The 13,375-nt window shown below is 65.6% G+C and carries 14 protein-coding genes; 7 read left to right on the top strand and 7 right to left on the bottom strand.

Annotation, left to right across the window (positions count from 1 at the left end):
- The first annotated feature begins 39 nt into the window (after positions 1-39).
- The 3 genes from dapD (at position 40) to AC0ZJQ_RS06045 (ending at position 2,751) form a co-directional block, all read left to right on the top strand.
- Positions 40-1,074, top strand: a complete 1,035-nt coding sequence (dapD, locus tag AC0ZJQ_RS06055) for a 2,3,4,5-tetrahydropyridine-2,6-dicarboxylate N-succinyltransferase (protein ID WP_008568143.1) — start codon at positions 40-42, stop codon at positions 1,072-1,074.
- Between the two features lie 64 nt (positions 1,075-1,138).
- On the top strand, positions 1,139-2,344 hold the full coding sequence (locus AC0ZJQ_RS06050; protein ID WP_165595234.1) for an aminotransferase class V-fold PLP-dependent enzyme: 1,206 nt from the start codon (positions 1,139-1,141) through the stop codon (positions 2,342-2,344).
- Positions 2,341-2,751, top strand: coding sequence for a SufE family protein (locus AC0ZJQ_RS06045; protein WP_165595235.1), 411 nt, complete (start codon positions 2,341-2,343; stop codon positions 2,749-2,751). Before AC0ZJQ_RS06050 ends, AC0ZJQ_RS06045 begins: the two co-directional genes overlap by 4 nt.
- 18 nt (positions 2,752-2,769) lie before the next feature.
- Here AC0ZJQ_RS06045 and AC0ZJQ_RS06040 read toward each other — a convergent pair whose 3' ends face one another.
- The 3 genes from AC0ZJQ_RS06040 to AC0ZJQ_RS06030 all read right to left on the bottom strand — a co-directional run bounded on the left by AC0ZJQ_RS06040 (position 2,770) and on the right by AC0ZJQ_RS06030 (position 5,716).
- Entirely contained in the window at positions 2,770-3,891 is a 1,122-nt protein-coding gene (locus AC0ZJQ_RS06040; RefSeq protein WP_167136393.1) for a beta-ketoacyl-ACP synthase III, read from the bottom strand.
- Between the two features lie 251 nt (positions 3,892-4,142).
- A complete protein-coding gene (locus AC0ZJQ_RS06035) occupies positions 4,143-5,066 on the bottom strand; it encodes a c-type cytochrome (RefSeq protein WP_165595236.1) in 924 nt (307 codons plus the stop codon).
- Between the two features lie 11 nt (positions 5,067-5,077).
- Positions 5,078-5,716 (bottom strand): c-type cytochrome, encoded by a 639-nt coding sequence (locus AC0ZJQ_RS06030; protein WP_165595237.1) that lies wholly within the window; start codon positions 5,714-5,716, stop codon positions 5,078-5,080.
- Positions 5,717-5,949: 233 nt separating this feature from the next.
- Here AC0ZJQ_RS06030 and AC0ZJQ_RS06025 point away from each other — a divergent pair, with 233 nt between their 5' ends.
- On the top strand, positions 5,950-6,483 hold the full coding sequence (locus AC0ZJQ_RS06025; RefSeq protein ID WP_043296039.1) for a hypothetical protein: 534 nt from the start codon (positions 5,950-5,952) through the stop codon (positions 6,481-6,483).
- Here AC0ZJQ_RS06025 and AC0ZJQ_RS06020 read toward each other — a convergent pair whose 3' ends face one another.
- Positions 6,484-6,696, bottom strand: coding sequence for a DUF3820 family protein (locus AC0ZJQ_RS06020; protein ID WP_043296386.1), 213 nt, complete (start codon positions 6,694-6,696; stop codon positions 6,484-6,486).
- Between the two features lie 334 nt (positions 6,697-7,030).
- On the opposite strand from AC0ZJQ_RS06020, the gene AC0ZJQ_RS06015 reads away from it, so the two are divergent.
- Both AC0ZJQ_RS06015 and AC0ZJQ_RS06010 read left to right on the top strand, forming a co-directional pair.
- Positions 7,031-8,383: a cytochrome B6 gene (locus AC0ZJQ_RS06015; RefSeq protein ID WP_237264727.1), complete on the top strand. Its 1,353-nt coding sequence runs from the start codon at positions 7,031-7,033 to the stop codon at positions 8,381-8,383.
- A gap of 136 nt (positions 8,384-8,519) precedes the next feature.
- The gene (locus AC0ZJQ_RS06010; protein WP_213662924.1) at positions 8,520-9,041 is read left to right on the top strand and encodes an ankyrin repeat domain-containing protein; all 522 of its coding nucleotides are present in this window, start codon (positions 8,520-8,522) and stop codon (positions 9,039-9,041) included.
- 17 nt (positions 9,042-9,058) lie between these two features.
- Here the strand turns inward: AC0ZJQ_RS06010 and AC0ZJQ_RS06005 are convergent, their stop codons facing one another.
- From AC0ZJQ_RS06005 to AC0ZJQ_RS05995, 3 genes are all read right to left on the bottom strand, one after another.
- Positions 9,059-10,150 carry a diguanylate cyclase gene (locus tag AC0ZJQ_RS06005; protein WP_458989410.1) on the bottom strand — a complete coding sequence of 364 codons (1,092 nt, stop codon included), beginning with the start codon at positions 10,148-10,150 and terminating at the stop codon, positions 9,059-9,061.
- 83 nt (positions 10,151-10,233) lie between these two features.
- Entirely contained in the window at positions 10,234-10,953 is a 720-nt protein-coding gene (locus tag AC0ZJQ_RS06000; protein WP_237264635.1) for an SIMPL domain-containing protein, read from the bottom strand.
- A gap of 49 nt (positions 10,954-11,002) precedes the next feature.
- Complete coding sequence (locus AC0ZJQ_RS05995; protein WP_165595241.1) at positions 11,003-11,332, bottom strand: DUF1992 domain-containing protein; 330 nt, start codon at positions 11,330-11,332, stop codon at positions 11,003-11,005.
- A 310-nt stretch (positions 11,333-11,642) separates the two neighbouring features.
- Here AC0ZJQ_RS05995 and AC0ZJQ_RS05990 point away from each other — a divergent pair, with 310 nt between their 5' ends.
- Positions 11,643-13,211, top strand: a complete 1,569-nt coding sequence (locus AC0ZJQ_RS05990) for a TerC family protein (RefSeq protein WP_237264636.1) — start codon at positions 11,643-11,645, stop codon at positions 13,209-13,211.
- Positions 13,212-13,375: the final 164 nt, after the last annotated feature.

The raw sequence follows: 13,375 nt of genomic DNA, 5'->3' as shown, positions 1-13,375 counted from the left end.
GCCCGTCGGCACGGACCGCCACACGAAAAGGATTCTTTTATGTCTACCACTCTCTTCAGCCTGGCCTTCGGTGTCGGCACCCAGAATCGCCAGGGCGACTGGCTGGAAGTCTTCTACTCGCTGCCGCTGCTGCAACCGGCCGGCGAGCTGGTCGCGGCGATCAGCCCGATCCTCGGCTACACCGGCGGCAACCAGGCCATCGCCATCACCATCAACCAGGCCGCCGAGCTGGCCGATGCGGTCAAGCCGCTGGATGCCAAGCAGCACGCACTGCTCACGCGCCTGGCCGAGAGCCAGCGCCCGCTGGTGGTGACGCTGCTGGCCGAGGATGCCGCGCCGACCTCGACGCCCGAGGCCTACCTCAAACTGCACCTGCTCTCGCATCGCCAGGTCAAGCCGCACGGCCTCAACCTCTCCGGCATCTTCGCGCTGCTGCCCAACGTCGCCTGGACCAGCCAGGGCGCGGTAGATCTCGCCGAACTGGGCGAGCGCCAGCTGGAAGCCCGCCTGAAGGGTGAGCTGCTGGAAGTCTTCTCGGTGGACAAGTTCCCGAAGATGACCGACTACGTGGTTCCGACCGGTGTGCGCATCGCCGACAGCGCCCGCGTGCGCCTGGGCGCCTATGTCGGTGAAGGCACCACGGTGATGCACGAAGGCTTCATCAACTTCAATGCCGGCACCGCCGGTCCGGGGATGATCGAAGGCCGCGTGTCGGCCGGCGTATTCGTCGGCAAGGGCTCGGACCTCGGCGGCGGTTGTTCGACCATGGGCACCCTGTCCGGCGGCGGCAACATCGTGATTTCCGTGGGCGAAGGCTGTCTGATCGGCGCCAATGCCGGCATCGGTATCCCGCTGGGCGACCGCAACACCGTCGAATCCGGTCTGTACATCACCGCCGGGACCAAGGTCAGCCTGCTCGACGAAAACAGCCAGCTGGTGCAGGTGGTCAAGGCACGCGATCTGGCCGGTCAGCCGGACCTGCTGTTCCGCCGCAACTCGCAGACCGGCGCGGTGGAGTGCAAGACCCACAAGTCGGCGATCGAGCTGAACGAAGCACTGCACGCGCACAACTGAGCGCCGACCAGGGTTACCGGTGCGCTTGTCGCCCGGTAGCCCGCGCACCACGCCGAGGCCAGACATGATTTTGCATTCCCCCTGGCGTGCCGATTTCCCGGCCCTGGCCGTGCTCGAAGCCCAGGGCCAGACCTATCTCGACAGCGCCGCCACCGCACAGAAGCCGCAGGCGCTGATCGACGCGCTGACCGGTTACTACACCTGCGGCGCCGCCAACGTGCACCGCGCCCAGCACCAGCCGGCCGAACGCGCCACACGCGCCTTCGAGGACGCGCGGGTCAAGGTCGCGCGGTGGTTAAACGCCGCCGGCCCGACCGAGATCGTCTTTACCCGCAGCGCCACCGAGGCGCTGAACCTGCTGGCCTATGGGCTGGAGCATCTGCTGCAGGCAGACGACGAGGTCGTCATCAGTGCCCTGGAGCACCATGCCAATCTGCTGCCCTGGCAGCAGCTCGCCCTGCGCCGGGGTGCCCGCCTGGTGGTGCTGCCGCTGGATGCGCAAGGCCTCATCGACCTGCCGGCCGCTGCGGCACTGATCGGCCCGCGCACCCGCCTGCTCGCAGTGAGCCAGTTATCCAACGTGCTGGGCAGCTGGCAGCCGCTGCAGGCTGTGCTGTCGCTGGCCAGGGCGCAGGGCGCGCTGACCATCGTCGACGGCGCGCAGGGCGTGGTGCACGGTCGCCACGACCTGCAGGCGCTCGCCTGCGATTTCTACGTGATGTCCAGCCACAAGCTCTACGGGCCGGACGGCGTCGGCGTGCTCTATGGCCGTGGCGAGTCGTTGCTGCAGCTCAGGCACTGGCAGTTCGGCGGCGAGATGGTGCGCGTCGCCGAATACCACAGCGCCGAGTTCCATGCCGCGCCGCTCGGCTTCGAAGCGGGCACGCCGCCGATCGCCGGGGTGATCGGCCTGGGCGCCAGTCTGGATTACCTCGCCGGGCTGGACGCGGCAGCAGTCGAGACGCACGAACAGACGCTGCACCGCGGCCTGCTCGACGGCCTGCGCCAGCGCGAAGGCGTGCGCCTGCTCGGCGCGCCCAGCGTCGCGCTCGCCAGCTTCGTCGTCGACGGCGTGCATCATGCCGATCTGGCGCACCTGCTCACCGAGCAGGGCATCGCCGTGCGCAGCGGCAATCACTGCGCGATGCCGCTGATGAAGCAACTGGGCCTCACCGGCGCGATTCGCGTCTCGCTCGGCCTGTACAACGACGGCGGCGACCTGCAGCGCTTCTTCGAGGCGCTGGATCGCAGCCTGGAGCTGTTGCGATGAGCGCCCTGCCCCCGCGCGCCGAACAGGCGCTTGCCGCCTTCGGCGCCGCGCCGGGCTGGGAGCAGCGTGCGCGCCTGCTGATGCAATGGGGCGAACAGCTGGAACCGCTCGCCGACAGCGAGCGCTGCGAGGCGAATCGGGTCCATGGCTGCGAAAGTCAGGTCTGGCTGGTCGGCGAGCAGCGCGACGGCCGCTGGCATTTCCGCGCCAGCAGCGATGCACGCCTGTTACGCGGCCTGCTGGCGGTGCTGCTGGCCCGCATCGATGGACTGGATGGCGGCGAACTGGCGCGCGTGGACCCGAGCGAGTGGTTCAGCCAGCTCGGGCTAGCGCGTCAGCTGTCACCGTCGCGCAGCAACGGCATGCATGCCGTGCTGCAGCGGATGCGCGAGCTGACGGCCGGCTGAAGCCGCCGTCGGCAAAACTCAGCGCTTGCGCAGGATCACGCTGCCGATCGAGTAGCCGGCACCGAACGAGCTGAGCACCCCGAGGCTGCCGCTGGGCAGGTCATCCTGGTGCTTGTGGAAGGCGATCACCGAACCGGCCGAACTGGTGTTGGCGTAGGTATCGAGAATCACCGGCGCTTCCTGCTCGGTGGCATCGCGGCCCAGTAGCCGGCGCACGATCAGGTGGTTCATGTTGAGGTTGGCCTGGTGCAGCCAGAAGCGCTTGACTGTCTCCACGGCGATACCGTTTTCCTGCAGATGCGCGCCGATCAGCTCGGCGACCATCGGGCAGACTTCCTTGAACACCTTGCGGCCTTCCTGGATGAACAGCTTGTCCGCGTCGTCCTTGTGCTCTTCGGCAGCGCGGTTGAGGAAGCCGAAGTTGTTGCGAATGTTGTTGGAGAACTCGGTCACCAGCTTGGTGCTGACCACATCCCACTGGTGTTCGGAGGTCGCGAGATCGGCGCGCTCGATGATCACCGCGGTGCAGGCGTCGCCGAAGATGAAATGGCTGTCGCGGTCGCGGAAGTTCATGTGGCCGGTGCAGATTTCCGGGTTGACCATCAGGATCGCCCGCGCCTGACCGAGCTTGACGCTATTCACCGCGTTCTGGATGCCAAAGGTCGCCGAGGAACAGGCCACATTCATGTCGAAGCCGAAGCCCTTGATGCCCAGCGCGGCTTGCACTTCGATGGCGATGGCCGGATAGGGACGCTGCAGGTTGGAACAGGCGACGATCACGCCATCGATATCGGCGGCCGTCTTGCCGGCCCGCGCCAACGCCTCTTCTGCAGCCTTGACCGACATTTCGCAGAGGATCGACCACTCGTCGTTGCTGCGCTCGGGAATGCGCGGAACCATGCGCTCGGGATCGAGAATACCGGCCTTGTCGGTGACGTAACGGCTCTTGATGCCCGAGGCTTTTTCGATGAAGGCAACGCTCGACTCGGGCAGCGCCTGGACCTCACCGGCGGCGATGGCAGCCGCGTGGTCGCTGTTGAAGCGCTGCACGTAGGCGTTGAACGACGCCACCAGTTCTTCGTTGGAGATGCTGCTGGCAGGGGTGTAAAGGCCGGTACCGCTGATGACGACGTCGTACACAGTCGTTCCTCTTGAATGATTGGCTGATCGTTTCTCTAACGTTCGGAGCGCGTCGACCACGGCCGTACGAGTGCTCCCAGCGCCGGGTTAATGCCGGCTATTGTGCATTAAAAGGCAAAAGAATCCGCAACCTGGCAGCGAAACCAGAGGAAAAACCGATAATTTCGCAACGCCTAGGCGTGACCAATCGGTCGCAAAACAAAGAAGGCGTCTTGCGACGCCCTCTTTGTGTATAGACCAAACGGTCGGATTCACTTGATGCCCTGACCGAGCAGCACTCCATTGACCTCCTTGCCGTACAGATTCACCCCGTCGTTGGCGTGGTACTTGTCGCGGGTCTTCTCGATCGAACCCTCGATCAGCCGCGGATCCTGCGGGCGTTCATGGCTGTTCATGAAGGCGGCGACGTTCCACGCCTGCTCGTCGGTCAGCGAGCCACCCTTGCCCAGCGGCATGCTCTGCTTGATGAACGCCGCGGCGGTGTTGATGCGGTGCATCCCCGCGCCCCAGTTGAACGAGTCCCGGCCCCAGAGCGGCGGGAACACATAGTTGCCGCCCGCCTTCTGCCCCTCGCCATTGGCGCCGTGGCAAACCGCGCACTGCTCGGCATACACCTGCTTGCCCTGGGCGATGTCGTAACCCGCCTTCGGTTGCGGCACCTCGGGGTAGGCACGGCCGGGCAGTTCCTGGCCGGTCGGCGCGCCCGTCGACAGCCAGTACGAATAGGCCGTCAGCGCGTTGATCACATGGCTGTCGGCCGCCGGCGGCTTGCCGTTCATGCTGAACTGGAAGCAGCCCTGGACGCGTTCGGCGTAGCTGTTGACCTTGTCGTTCTTCTTGCGATACGCCGGGTACATCGGATACGCACCCCACAGCGGCGCGGAGTTGGCCTTGCGTCCCTGGTCGAGGTGGCAGTTGGTGCAGTTCATGCCATTGCCGACGTACTCGGCGGCGTACTTCTGGGTATCGATGAAGATGGCTCGGCCATCCTGCACCAGCTTGCCGAAGGCGTTGTCCGGCAGGTCTTTCTCGTGCGGCGGCTGGAAATACGCCTCGCTCGGCGCCTTGCTGGCGCTGGCAACCAGTTGCGACTGGTCATCCATGCCAATTTTTTCGGCAGCCTGCAGCGGCGCGGCAACGGCCAGAGCCAGGAGCGCTGGGATAAGAGTGTTCATCGGCAGTCTCCTCATGGCTGGCTCAGGTTGGCGAAATATTCCGAAACCGCCTGGACTTCGGCATCGGTCAGCCCGCGGGCAACATGGCCCATCAGGTCGTTCGGATCGTTCTTGCGCGTCCCCTGGCGCCAGGCCTGCAACTGGCCGGCAATGTATTGTGCGGGCTGCCCCGCCAGCGCCGGGAACGCGTCACCCACGCCGATGCCGCTCGGCCCGTGACAGGAAACACATTCGGGAATGTTGCGCGCCCAGGCGCCGCGTAGCGCGAGCTCTGCGCCGAGGTCATCGGCTTTTTCCACCCGCGTCACCAGTGGCACGTCGACGGCCGGCAGCGCAGCGAGCATTTCAGTTACCGCGGCGATTTCCTCATCCGTCAGCGCGGCCGCCAGGGGCTGCATCACGGGAGCGCTGCGCGCGCCGCTGCGGATGTCCTCCAGCTGCTTGCGCATGTAGGCGGCGGAAAGTCCTGCCAGGCGCGGGAAACCACCGGCCGCCATCCCTTCGCCATTGGCGCCATGACATGTCACACATGCCAGTGCAGCCGGATTGGCGCCCCCCTGGCTATAGATCTTCTGCCCATCGGCAGCGTGCACCTGCAACGCAAGTATCAGTGCACCGGCGCCGGCCAGCGCCCTGCTTGGAATTTTCATGCAAACCCTCATCAGCCTTTATTTTTTAATTTCTTCTGCGCCAGCGCCGTCAGGCAGTGCGGCAGTCTGTCGCAGCGACCCGAAGCTATCACACGCATAACCCTCCAGCCAGTAACGGAATAAGCTTAGAACCGTTGCGAATATATCGTTGCGCCCTATACCCCCAGGGGCATGCTCTCAGAGCAGCAGGCTCCGTCTCGGTTATGCTTGCGTCCCCTGACCAGGACTGCCCCATGAAAGACCAACTCGAAGAATTGCTTCGCCTGATCGGCTCTGGCTGCATGAGCGAAGAAGAAATAGCGCGGATCGCCGGCGAGGCCGCGCAGGCCTATGCCGACCCGGCGGCCTTTCTCGCCGCGAACCCGGACATCAACTATGACGACAACTTCCCCATCCCCCTGGGCGAATGGGTGGTCGTCGGTAGCCTGCCCGAAACCGTGCTGTTCCAGGCCGACGATTACCAGCAGCTGTTCGAGCGCATCGTCTCCTCGTTCGGCCCGCAGGTGTCGTTCGTGCTCAAGGCCAAGCAGCTGGCCAAGACCGAGCCGCTGAAGGCGCTTAATCGCATCCAGGTGCAGCTGAGCAGCCTCTACCCGGAGAAAGGCGGCTACGTGCTGGTGGATTTCAGCGAGCCGCTGGACGACGAACTGCAGGCCGTACTGGTCTACAGCTGCGATGTCGAACGGGTGATGCAGCTGGCGGTGGAAGTCGGCATCTATGCCGCGCCGGCGCTCGATGCGCTCAAGGCCGAACTCGAAGCGGAATGATCAGCGCCGGCGCAGCGGCTCGAGCAGCGGCTTGAGACCGTTGTGGTCGATCTCCTGCATCAGCGCCAGCAGGCGACCGATATCGCCGGGCGGAAAGCCAACCCGGGCGAACCAGTTGAGGTAGTGGCCGGGCAGATCGGCGATCACCCGGCCCTTGTACTTGCCGTAAGGCATGGTCTGGGTGACCAGACGCTGCAGGTCTTCGGGTTTCATCTGGGCGCTCGGCTTGGCGGGACGGCCATACTGCCACAGGACTGCGGCGCGCCGTTCGCTGGCCACTGGCCTTTTATCGATTCGGCATAAGCGCCGCCGCATAGGTCCGGCCGATAAATATGGCAGCACGCCATCCACCGCGGAAACCGCCGGAACAGACGGGTTGATCTCTGCCCGCCGAGGTTCCAGGCAATCCTTCAATCGGCGTCATAGGCATTGCCTATTTTTCGTTGCCCGCAAGTTGACCTAGGCCTTCAGACGGCTTTACCCGTCCACTTGCGGAGAACAATAAATGAACGCACCACTTACGCACGGCGGCCTCCTCGCGCTGGCCATGAGCCTCGCGCTGCCCGCCGTGCAGGCCGCCGAAACCGACAGCGTCCCCACCAGCTACTCGCCGGTGGTCATCACCGAACGCTTCGACGCGATCATGCAACGCATGGCCGGCGACAAGGCCGGGGTCATGCAGCGCCACCGTGAACTGCTCGAACAACGCTACGACCTTGCCGACAAGCCCGCCGATGGCGTGAAGATGACACGCGGCAAAGCGATCCAGAGCGGCGTGCGGGTCAAGCTGGCGGACGGCGCGAGCTGGGACGAACTGGCCGGGCTGAGCCCCGAGCAGATTCGCGAGCAGCAGCGCTTCCCCCTCGGCTTCATGCCCCTGCCACATCCCAATCATCCCGAAGGCGGCATGGTCTTCCCGCAGTTTCAGATCGACGAGGTGAAGAAGATCGAGAACCGCGACCTGACGCGCTTCGACCTGGATTTCGATCTGCCCGAGCATTTCCTGCCGGAGTTTCCGGCGCCGATCTTCCTCACCACTCGCCCCGACCTCGGCGACGTGTCCCAGGGCAAGCTGGTCAACATCCGCAACTACTTCGAGCTGTTCAACGGCATCCTCAATCCCAAGCAGCTCGAAGGCCTGCGGCTGCTGGTCACGACCTTTCCGCAGCAACAGTTCAACGCCACCGACGACCGTCGCAGCGAGCACCCGCACCCCGGCGTGGCCTGCCTGGACTGCCATGCCAACGGTCACACCAATGGCGCGACGCACCTGGCCGGCGACGTGCGGCCGCAGAAATTCCGCCACCGCATCGACACGCCGACCCTGCGCGGCGTCAACATCCAGCAGATCTTTGGCTCGCAGCGCGCGCTGAAGACGGTGGAGGACTTCACCGAGTTCGAGCAGCGCGCCGCCTATTTCGACGGGGACATCGTGACGGCCGCCAAGAAGGGCGTGAACGTGCTCGAACGCGGCAGCCAGGTGCATTTCATGGGCGAGTTCCAGGCGCTGCTGGATTTCCCGCCGGCTCCCAAGCTGAACGTCGAGGGTCGCCTCGATCCGGCCAAGGCCAGCGAGCAGGAGCTGCGCGGCGAGCAGATCTTTCACGGCAAGGGCGCCTGCGCCGGTTGCCACGTGCCGCCCTACTACACCGACAACCTGATGCACGACCTGCAGACCGAGCGCTTCTACACGCCGCAGGAATACAACGGCGTGATGGCCGTGGGCGACGGGCCGATCAAGACCTTCCCGCTGCGCGGCATCAAGGAGTCGCCGCCGTACCTGCATGACGGCCGCCTGCTGACCCTCGAAGACAGCGTGGAATTCTTCAACCTGGTCCTGCAGCGCCACCTCAGTCAGCAGGAGAAGGCCGATCTGGTCGCCTTCCTGCGCACGCTCTGAGGCACCACTTTATCCAGCGCCTCTCGCGGCGCTGGATAAAGCGCGGCTATCCACGGCATAGGCAGACTCCGCTGGCCGGCGCCGTAAGTGCGGCCGACAATGAGCGCCATCGCCCGCCGTGCCCCAGGAGCCGAACATGCAAGCGCCCAAGCCAACCCCCGAACTGGATGACGCCACCCTCGCGTTCGCCGAACAGGTCTTCGACTGCGCGCGCAAGGGCGACAGCGACCGGCTCGGCGAACTGCTCGCCCAAGGGCTGCCGGCCAACCTGCGCAACCATGCTGGCGACAGCCTGCTGATGCTCGCCAGCTACCACGGTCATCTCGACACCGTGCGCCTGTTGCTGCAGCACGGCGCCGATCCACAGCTGCGCAATGCGCGCGGCCAGACGCCGCTGGCGGGCGCCGCGTTCAAGGGTGACCTGCCGATGATCCGCCTGCTGCTGGAACACGGCGCCGACGTCGAGGGCGCCTCGCCCGACGGCCGCACCGCGCTAATGATCGCCGCGATGTTCAACCGTAGCGAGATCGTCGAATTCCTGATTGCCCAGGGGGCAGATCCACATGCCTGCGATGCGGGCGGTGCAACGGCGCTGGCCGCTGCGGCGATGATGGGCGCGACTGACACCCAGGCCCTGCTCGCCCGGCTGACCGGCTGACCGGCTGAGCCGCAGGCTCAGAGCGCGGCGACCAGCGGAGTCTCGTGCGATCGCAACGGCGGCGCGACGCAGATGCGATTGCGCCCGTCGTGCTTGGCCGCGTACAGCGCCTTGTCGGCGGCGGCGATCCACTCCAGCGCATCCTGCATGCCCGGTTCGAAGGCGGCGATACCGATGCTCAGGCTGGTCGACAGCTGTGGCGCGCTGTCGAAATCCAGCCGCGCGATGTCCTCGCGCAGCCGTTCCATCACCTCATACGCGAGGGCGCCATTGGCGCCGGGCAACAGCACGCAGAACTCATCCCCGCCATAGCGGCCGGACAGATCGCCGACCCGCAGGTTGCGCGCGATGCAGGCCCCCACCTGCCGCAGCACCACATCACCCAGCGGATGTCCGTAGCGGTCATTGATGTTCTTGAAATGATCGACGTCGATCAGCGCCAGCGCCGCGTCGCCGCCACGGGTCTGGCGATGGCTGAATTCCAGCCGGAACAACTCGTCCCAGTAGCTGCGATTGAACAGCCCGGTCAGCCCGTCGGTGCGGCTCAGTTCGCGCAGCGCCTGCTTGTGCCGGACCAGTTGCATGGCCAGCCGGTAAAGCACCATGCCGATCACCAGCGGATGGACGATCAGCATGGGAATGCTGGCGTAGATCTGCATCTGGCTGGTACGCGGCGCGAAACCGAAGCCCAGCAGCAGTCCGGCCAGCACCATGCCGACCATTTGCACCAGCAAACCACGCAGGACGAACGCAGCACCGCCGGTGGCGCAATTGTTCATCGCCATCATCGACAACAGCACCGCGCTGGGCAGCGTGTTGTACTGCACGGCGCCGATGAAGAAGCCGCCCAGCAGCGAATCGATCAGCACCTGACGGCGCTCGGCGCGCAGCGGCGACGGTGATCGACGGCTCAGCCAATAGGCAAGAAACGGCCACAGATAACAGAAGCCGACCAGCAGCATCCAGGCCCACACTGGCGTCGCCGGCCGCTCGATGAACACCGCGGCGACGCAGAAGAAACCCACGCCCAATCCAACGAAGCGTGGGTAGAACGCACGACGGGATACAGACGAACGGGTGGTCGCTTCCGTGAACGGATGGTCTGGCATCAGGCACCTGGGAGGAACGGCCAAACCTCAATATAGCCCATCGCCATTACAGCGAAACATCGCCGGACGACGGCGCTGCGCGGTCAGTCCAGCGCGTACTGGAAGGTGCTGACCACCCGCAGGCGCTTGCCGATGGTGCGGCCGCTTTCCATGTCGCTGCCGTCGTCGTCGATGACCCGGATCACGCCCTGGTTGGCATTGCGCAACTCGCCCAGCCGTGCGCCGGCATCGTCGGCGAAACGCGTCGCCTGCTCGCGGGCATTGGCGGTGGCCTGCTGCAGCAGAACGGGCTTGAGTTCGTTGAAGCCGCGCAGCTGGTAGCGCGGCCCCGTGGCGCCGCCGCTTTCGCTGTCCAGCTGTACGCCGGCCTGGATCAGCGGATCGAGCGCATTGGCGGCCGCCGCCACCGCATCGACCCGCGCGGTCTTGACCAGCACCTGACCCTGGCCGTTGAAACGCAGCGCCACTTCCTGCGAACCCCATTCGCGCGCCAGCAGATCCTGCACCTGCAGCGGTCGTATCTCGATCTCCGCCTCGTCGAAGCCCTGCTCGCGCAGGAAGGCAACCACCGCCTGGCGATCCCCGGCCAGCCGCTGTTGCAGCTCGGCAAAGTCATCGCCACCGCGACGAAAGCCGAGCGTCCAGACCGCGAAGTCGCTCTTCACGTCCATCTCCGCCAGGCCCTTGACCGTCACCGAGCGATCGGCGACGCGAAAACGCTCGACGCCCTGCCCCACCGACCACCCGGCAAACGCCACCGCCGCGGCGAGCAGCACCGCCGAAAAGAATCCCACACGTACCATGACGCTTCCTCCTGTTGGCCGCCTCGCCGCACCGGCAAAGCGCAACCGATCAACCTCGTCCCATTCGCTCCAATGCTTCCAGACGAACCGCCAGATGCTGTTCCAGCTCGCTCAGACGGCGCTGCAGCGCCGTGCGCTCGTCCTCCGTCAGCGTTTCCTGCAGCCGTTCGCGCAAGCGGACGCGCTCGTGCAGCAGATCGATTTCCCGTGGCGGTACGCCCGCGCTCTTCAGCACCTGGAACGGCAGGCGCAGCCCTTGGGGCGTCTGCAGCCAGGCGCTGTCGATCGGCAGCGGCGCGCCGCGGGAGGTGACGCCGCGCTGCCATTCGGCGACCTGCTGCGCGATCCGCCGCTCGATGTCCTGGTCGATGGTGCTCATCCGCGCTGCTCCGTCAAAACCTGTCGCAAGCCTATCGCAGCGCGCGCGGACTGCAACGGCCGACGGACTGAAAACCGCTGTAACCAATCGACGCTGACGAGTGCCGCAGCGGGATTTATTCTTGCGCTCCCTTTGTCCTGAAAGAGCTGCATGAACATTCCCTGTACCCAGCCGCGCTCGTCGGCCATGACGAACGCGGCGCCCGTCTCCGGCTTCGGCCGCGCCACCGCTTCATTCCCCGTCCGGGCAGCAGCTGCCTGGCACCGCGCACCCCGCGTGGGTTGTTTCCTCACCACACGAGATCCCATCGATGGAATGGCTCGCTGATCCCACGGCCTGGCTGGGCCTGCTCACGCTCATCGTCCTGGAAATCGTCCTGGGCATCGACAACCTGGTATTCATCGCGATCCTGGCGGACAAACTGCCGCCGGAGCAGCGCGACCGCGCGCGCGTCATCGGCCTGAGCCTGGCGCTGGTGATGCGCCTGGGCCTGCTGGCGAGCATCGCCTGGCTGGTCACGCTCACCGAACCGCTGTTCGAGATCTTCGGCAAGAGCTTCTCCGGGCGCGACCTGATCATGCTCGGCGGCGGCCTGTTCCTGCTGTTCAAGGCGACGATGGAGCTGCACGAGCGCCTCGAAGGACGCATGCAGCAGCACAGCGGCAGCAAGGCCTACGCACGGTTCTGGCCGGTGGTGGCGCAGATCATCGTGCTCGACGCGGTGTTCTCGCTCGATGCGGTGATCACCGCCGTCGGCATGGTCGAACACCTGCAGGTGATGATGATCGCCGTGGTCATCTCGATGACCCTGATGCTGCTGGCGAGCAAGCCGCTCACCGCATTCGTCAACGCGCGGCCGACGGTGATCATGCTGTGCCTGGGCTTTTTGATGATGATCGGCTTCAGCCTGACCGCCGAGGGTTTGGGTTATCACATTCCCAAGGGCTACCTGTACGCGGCCATCGGCTTCTCGATCGCCATCGAGTTCTTCAACCAGCTGGCCCGCGCGCGCCGCAAGCGCAGCCTGCAGGGCACCCGGCCGCTGCGCGAACGCACCGCGCATGCGGTGCTGCGCCTGCTCGGCGGCAAGCTGGAAGCCGACGAGGTGGACGACGAGATCGCCGACATGCTCGGCCCGGACGGCGCCGCCGCCACGCCGTTCAACCGCCGCGAGCGGGTGATGATCAGTGGCGTGCTGCACCTGGCCGAGCAGTCGGTCCGCACGGTGATGACCGATCGCATGGAGGTGGATCGCATCAACCTCGATGACGAACCGGCGAAGGTCCAGGCCGGACTGCTCAACTCGCCGCATTCGCGGCTGGTGGTCACCCGCGACGCCGCGCCGGACGAGCCGCTGGGCTACGTGCACAAGAAGGAACTGCTGCGCGCCCTGCTCAACGGCCAGACGCCGGACATCGAACCGCTGGTGCGCACACCGATCAACCTGCCAGACAGCTGCACGGTGCTCAGCGCCCTTGAGCAGATGCGTCAGGCCTCGACGCACATCGCCTTCGTGGTCAACGAATTCGGCGGCTTCGAGGGGTTGGTGACGCTGACCGACATCCTCGAAGCCATCGCCGGTGAACTGCCGGATGCCAGCGAAGTGGAAGGCCCGGACATCGAGCCGGCCGACGGCGGCTATCGCGTCAACGGCGCGGTCAACCTCGCGGTGCTGCGCGAGCGGCTGGGGTTCAGGGCGGCGGTCACCGACGATTACCAGACGCTGGCGGGGCTGGTGATGAGCCTGCTCGATCGGCTGCCGATGATCGGCGACCGGGTGGAACATGCCGACTGGCGGCTGCATGTCACCGAGGTGAAGGAGCGGCGGGTGACTGGGGTGCTGCTCAAGCGCATCGAGGCAGCCGACCACGTGGGGTGATTGGCGCCTCTGGCTCAGCGAAGGCCCGGCAGCCTGTTGTCGGGCCTTTTTTGTGGTGCATTTGCCCATATCCGGCGTGAGATCTTTCAGCCGACGAGATCGCCACGGGGCACAAAGGCCCATACCCGCCACCCCACCGCTCTGTATCATTCCCTTCCAGCGAA

Source organism: Stutzerimonas sp. 21-1 (genome assembly GCF_056336065.1).
Note: the sequence above shows the minus strand (reverse complement) of the source record. Positions and strands in the feature narration are given on the sequence as shown.

Excerpts from the sequence above, each read along its gene's own strand:
- dapD (WP_008568143.1), top strand. The coding sequence starts at position 40 with ATGTCTACCACTCTCTTCAGCCTGGCCTTCGGTGTCGGCACCCAGAAT.
- AC0ZJQ_RS06050 (WP_165595234.1), top strand. The coding sequence starts at position 1,139 with ATGATTTTGCATTCCCCCTGGCGTGCCGATTTCCCGGCCCTGGCCGTG.
- AC0ZJQ_RS06045 (WP_165595235.1), top strand. The coding sequence starts at position 2,341 with ATGAGCGCCCTGCCCCCGCGCGCCGAACAGGCGCTTGCCGCCTTCGGC.
- AC0ZJQ_RS06035 (WP_165595236.1), bottom strand. The coding sequence starts at position 5,066 with ATGAACACTCTTATCCCAGCGCTCCTGGCTCTGGCCGTTGCCGCGCCG.
- AC0ZJQ_RS06030 (WP_165595237.1), bottom strand. The coding sequence starts at position 5,716 with ATGAAAATTCCAAGCAGGGCGCTGGCCGGCGCCGGTGCACTGATACTT.
- AC0ZJQ_RS06025 (WP_043296039.1), top strand. The coding sequence starts at position 5,950 with ATGAAAGACCAACTCGAAGAATTGCTTCGCCTGATCGGCTCTGGCTGC.
- AC0ZJQ_RS06020 (WP_043296386.1), bottom strand. The coding sequence starts at position 6,696 with ATGAAACCCGAAGACCTGCAGCGTCTGGTCACCCAGACCATGCCTTAC.
- AC0ZJQ_RS06015 (WP_237264727.1), top strand. The coding sequence starts at position 7,031 with ATGAGCCTCGCGCTGCCCGCCGTGCAGGCCGCCGAAACCGACAGCGTC.
- AC0ZJQ_RS06010 (WP_213662924.1), top strand. The coding sequence starts at position 8,520 with ATGCAAGCGCCCAAGCCAACCCCCGAACTGGATGACGCCACCCTCGCG.
- AC0ZJQ_RS06005 (WP_458989410.1), bottom strand. The coding sequence starts at position 10,150 with ATGCCAGACCATCCGTTCACGGAAGCGACCACCCGTTCGTCTGTATCC.
- AC0ZJQ_RS06000 (WP_237264635.1), bottom strand. The coding sequence starts at position 10,953 with ATGGTACGTGTGGGATTCTTTTCGGCGGTGCTGCTCGCCGCGGCGGTG.
- AC0ZJQ_RS05995 (WP_165595241.1), bottom strand. The coding sequence starts at position 11,332 with ATGAGCACCATCGACCAGGACATCGAGCGGCGGATCGCGCAGCAGGTC.
- AC0ZJQ_RS05990 (WP_237264636.1), top strand. The coding sequence starts at position 11,643 with ATGGAATGGCTCGCTGATCCCACGGCCTGGCTGGGCCTGCTCACGCTC.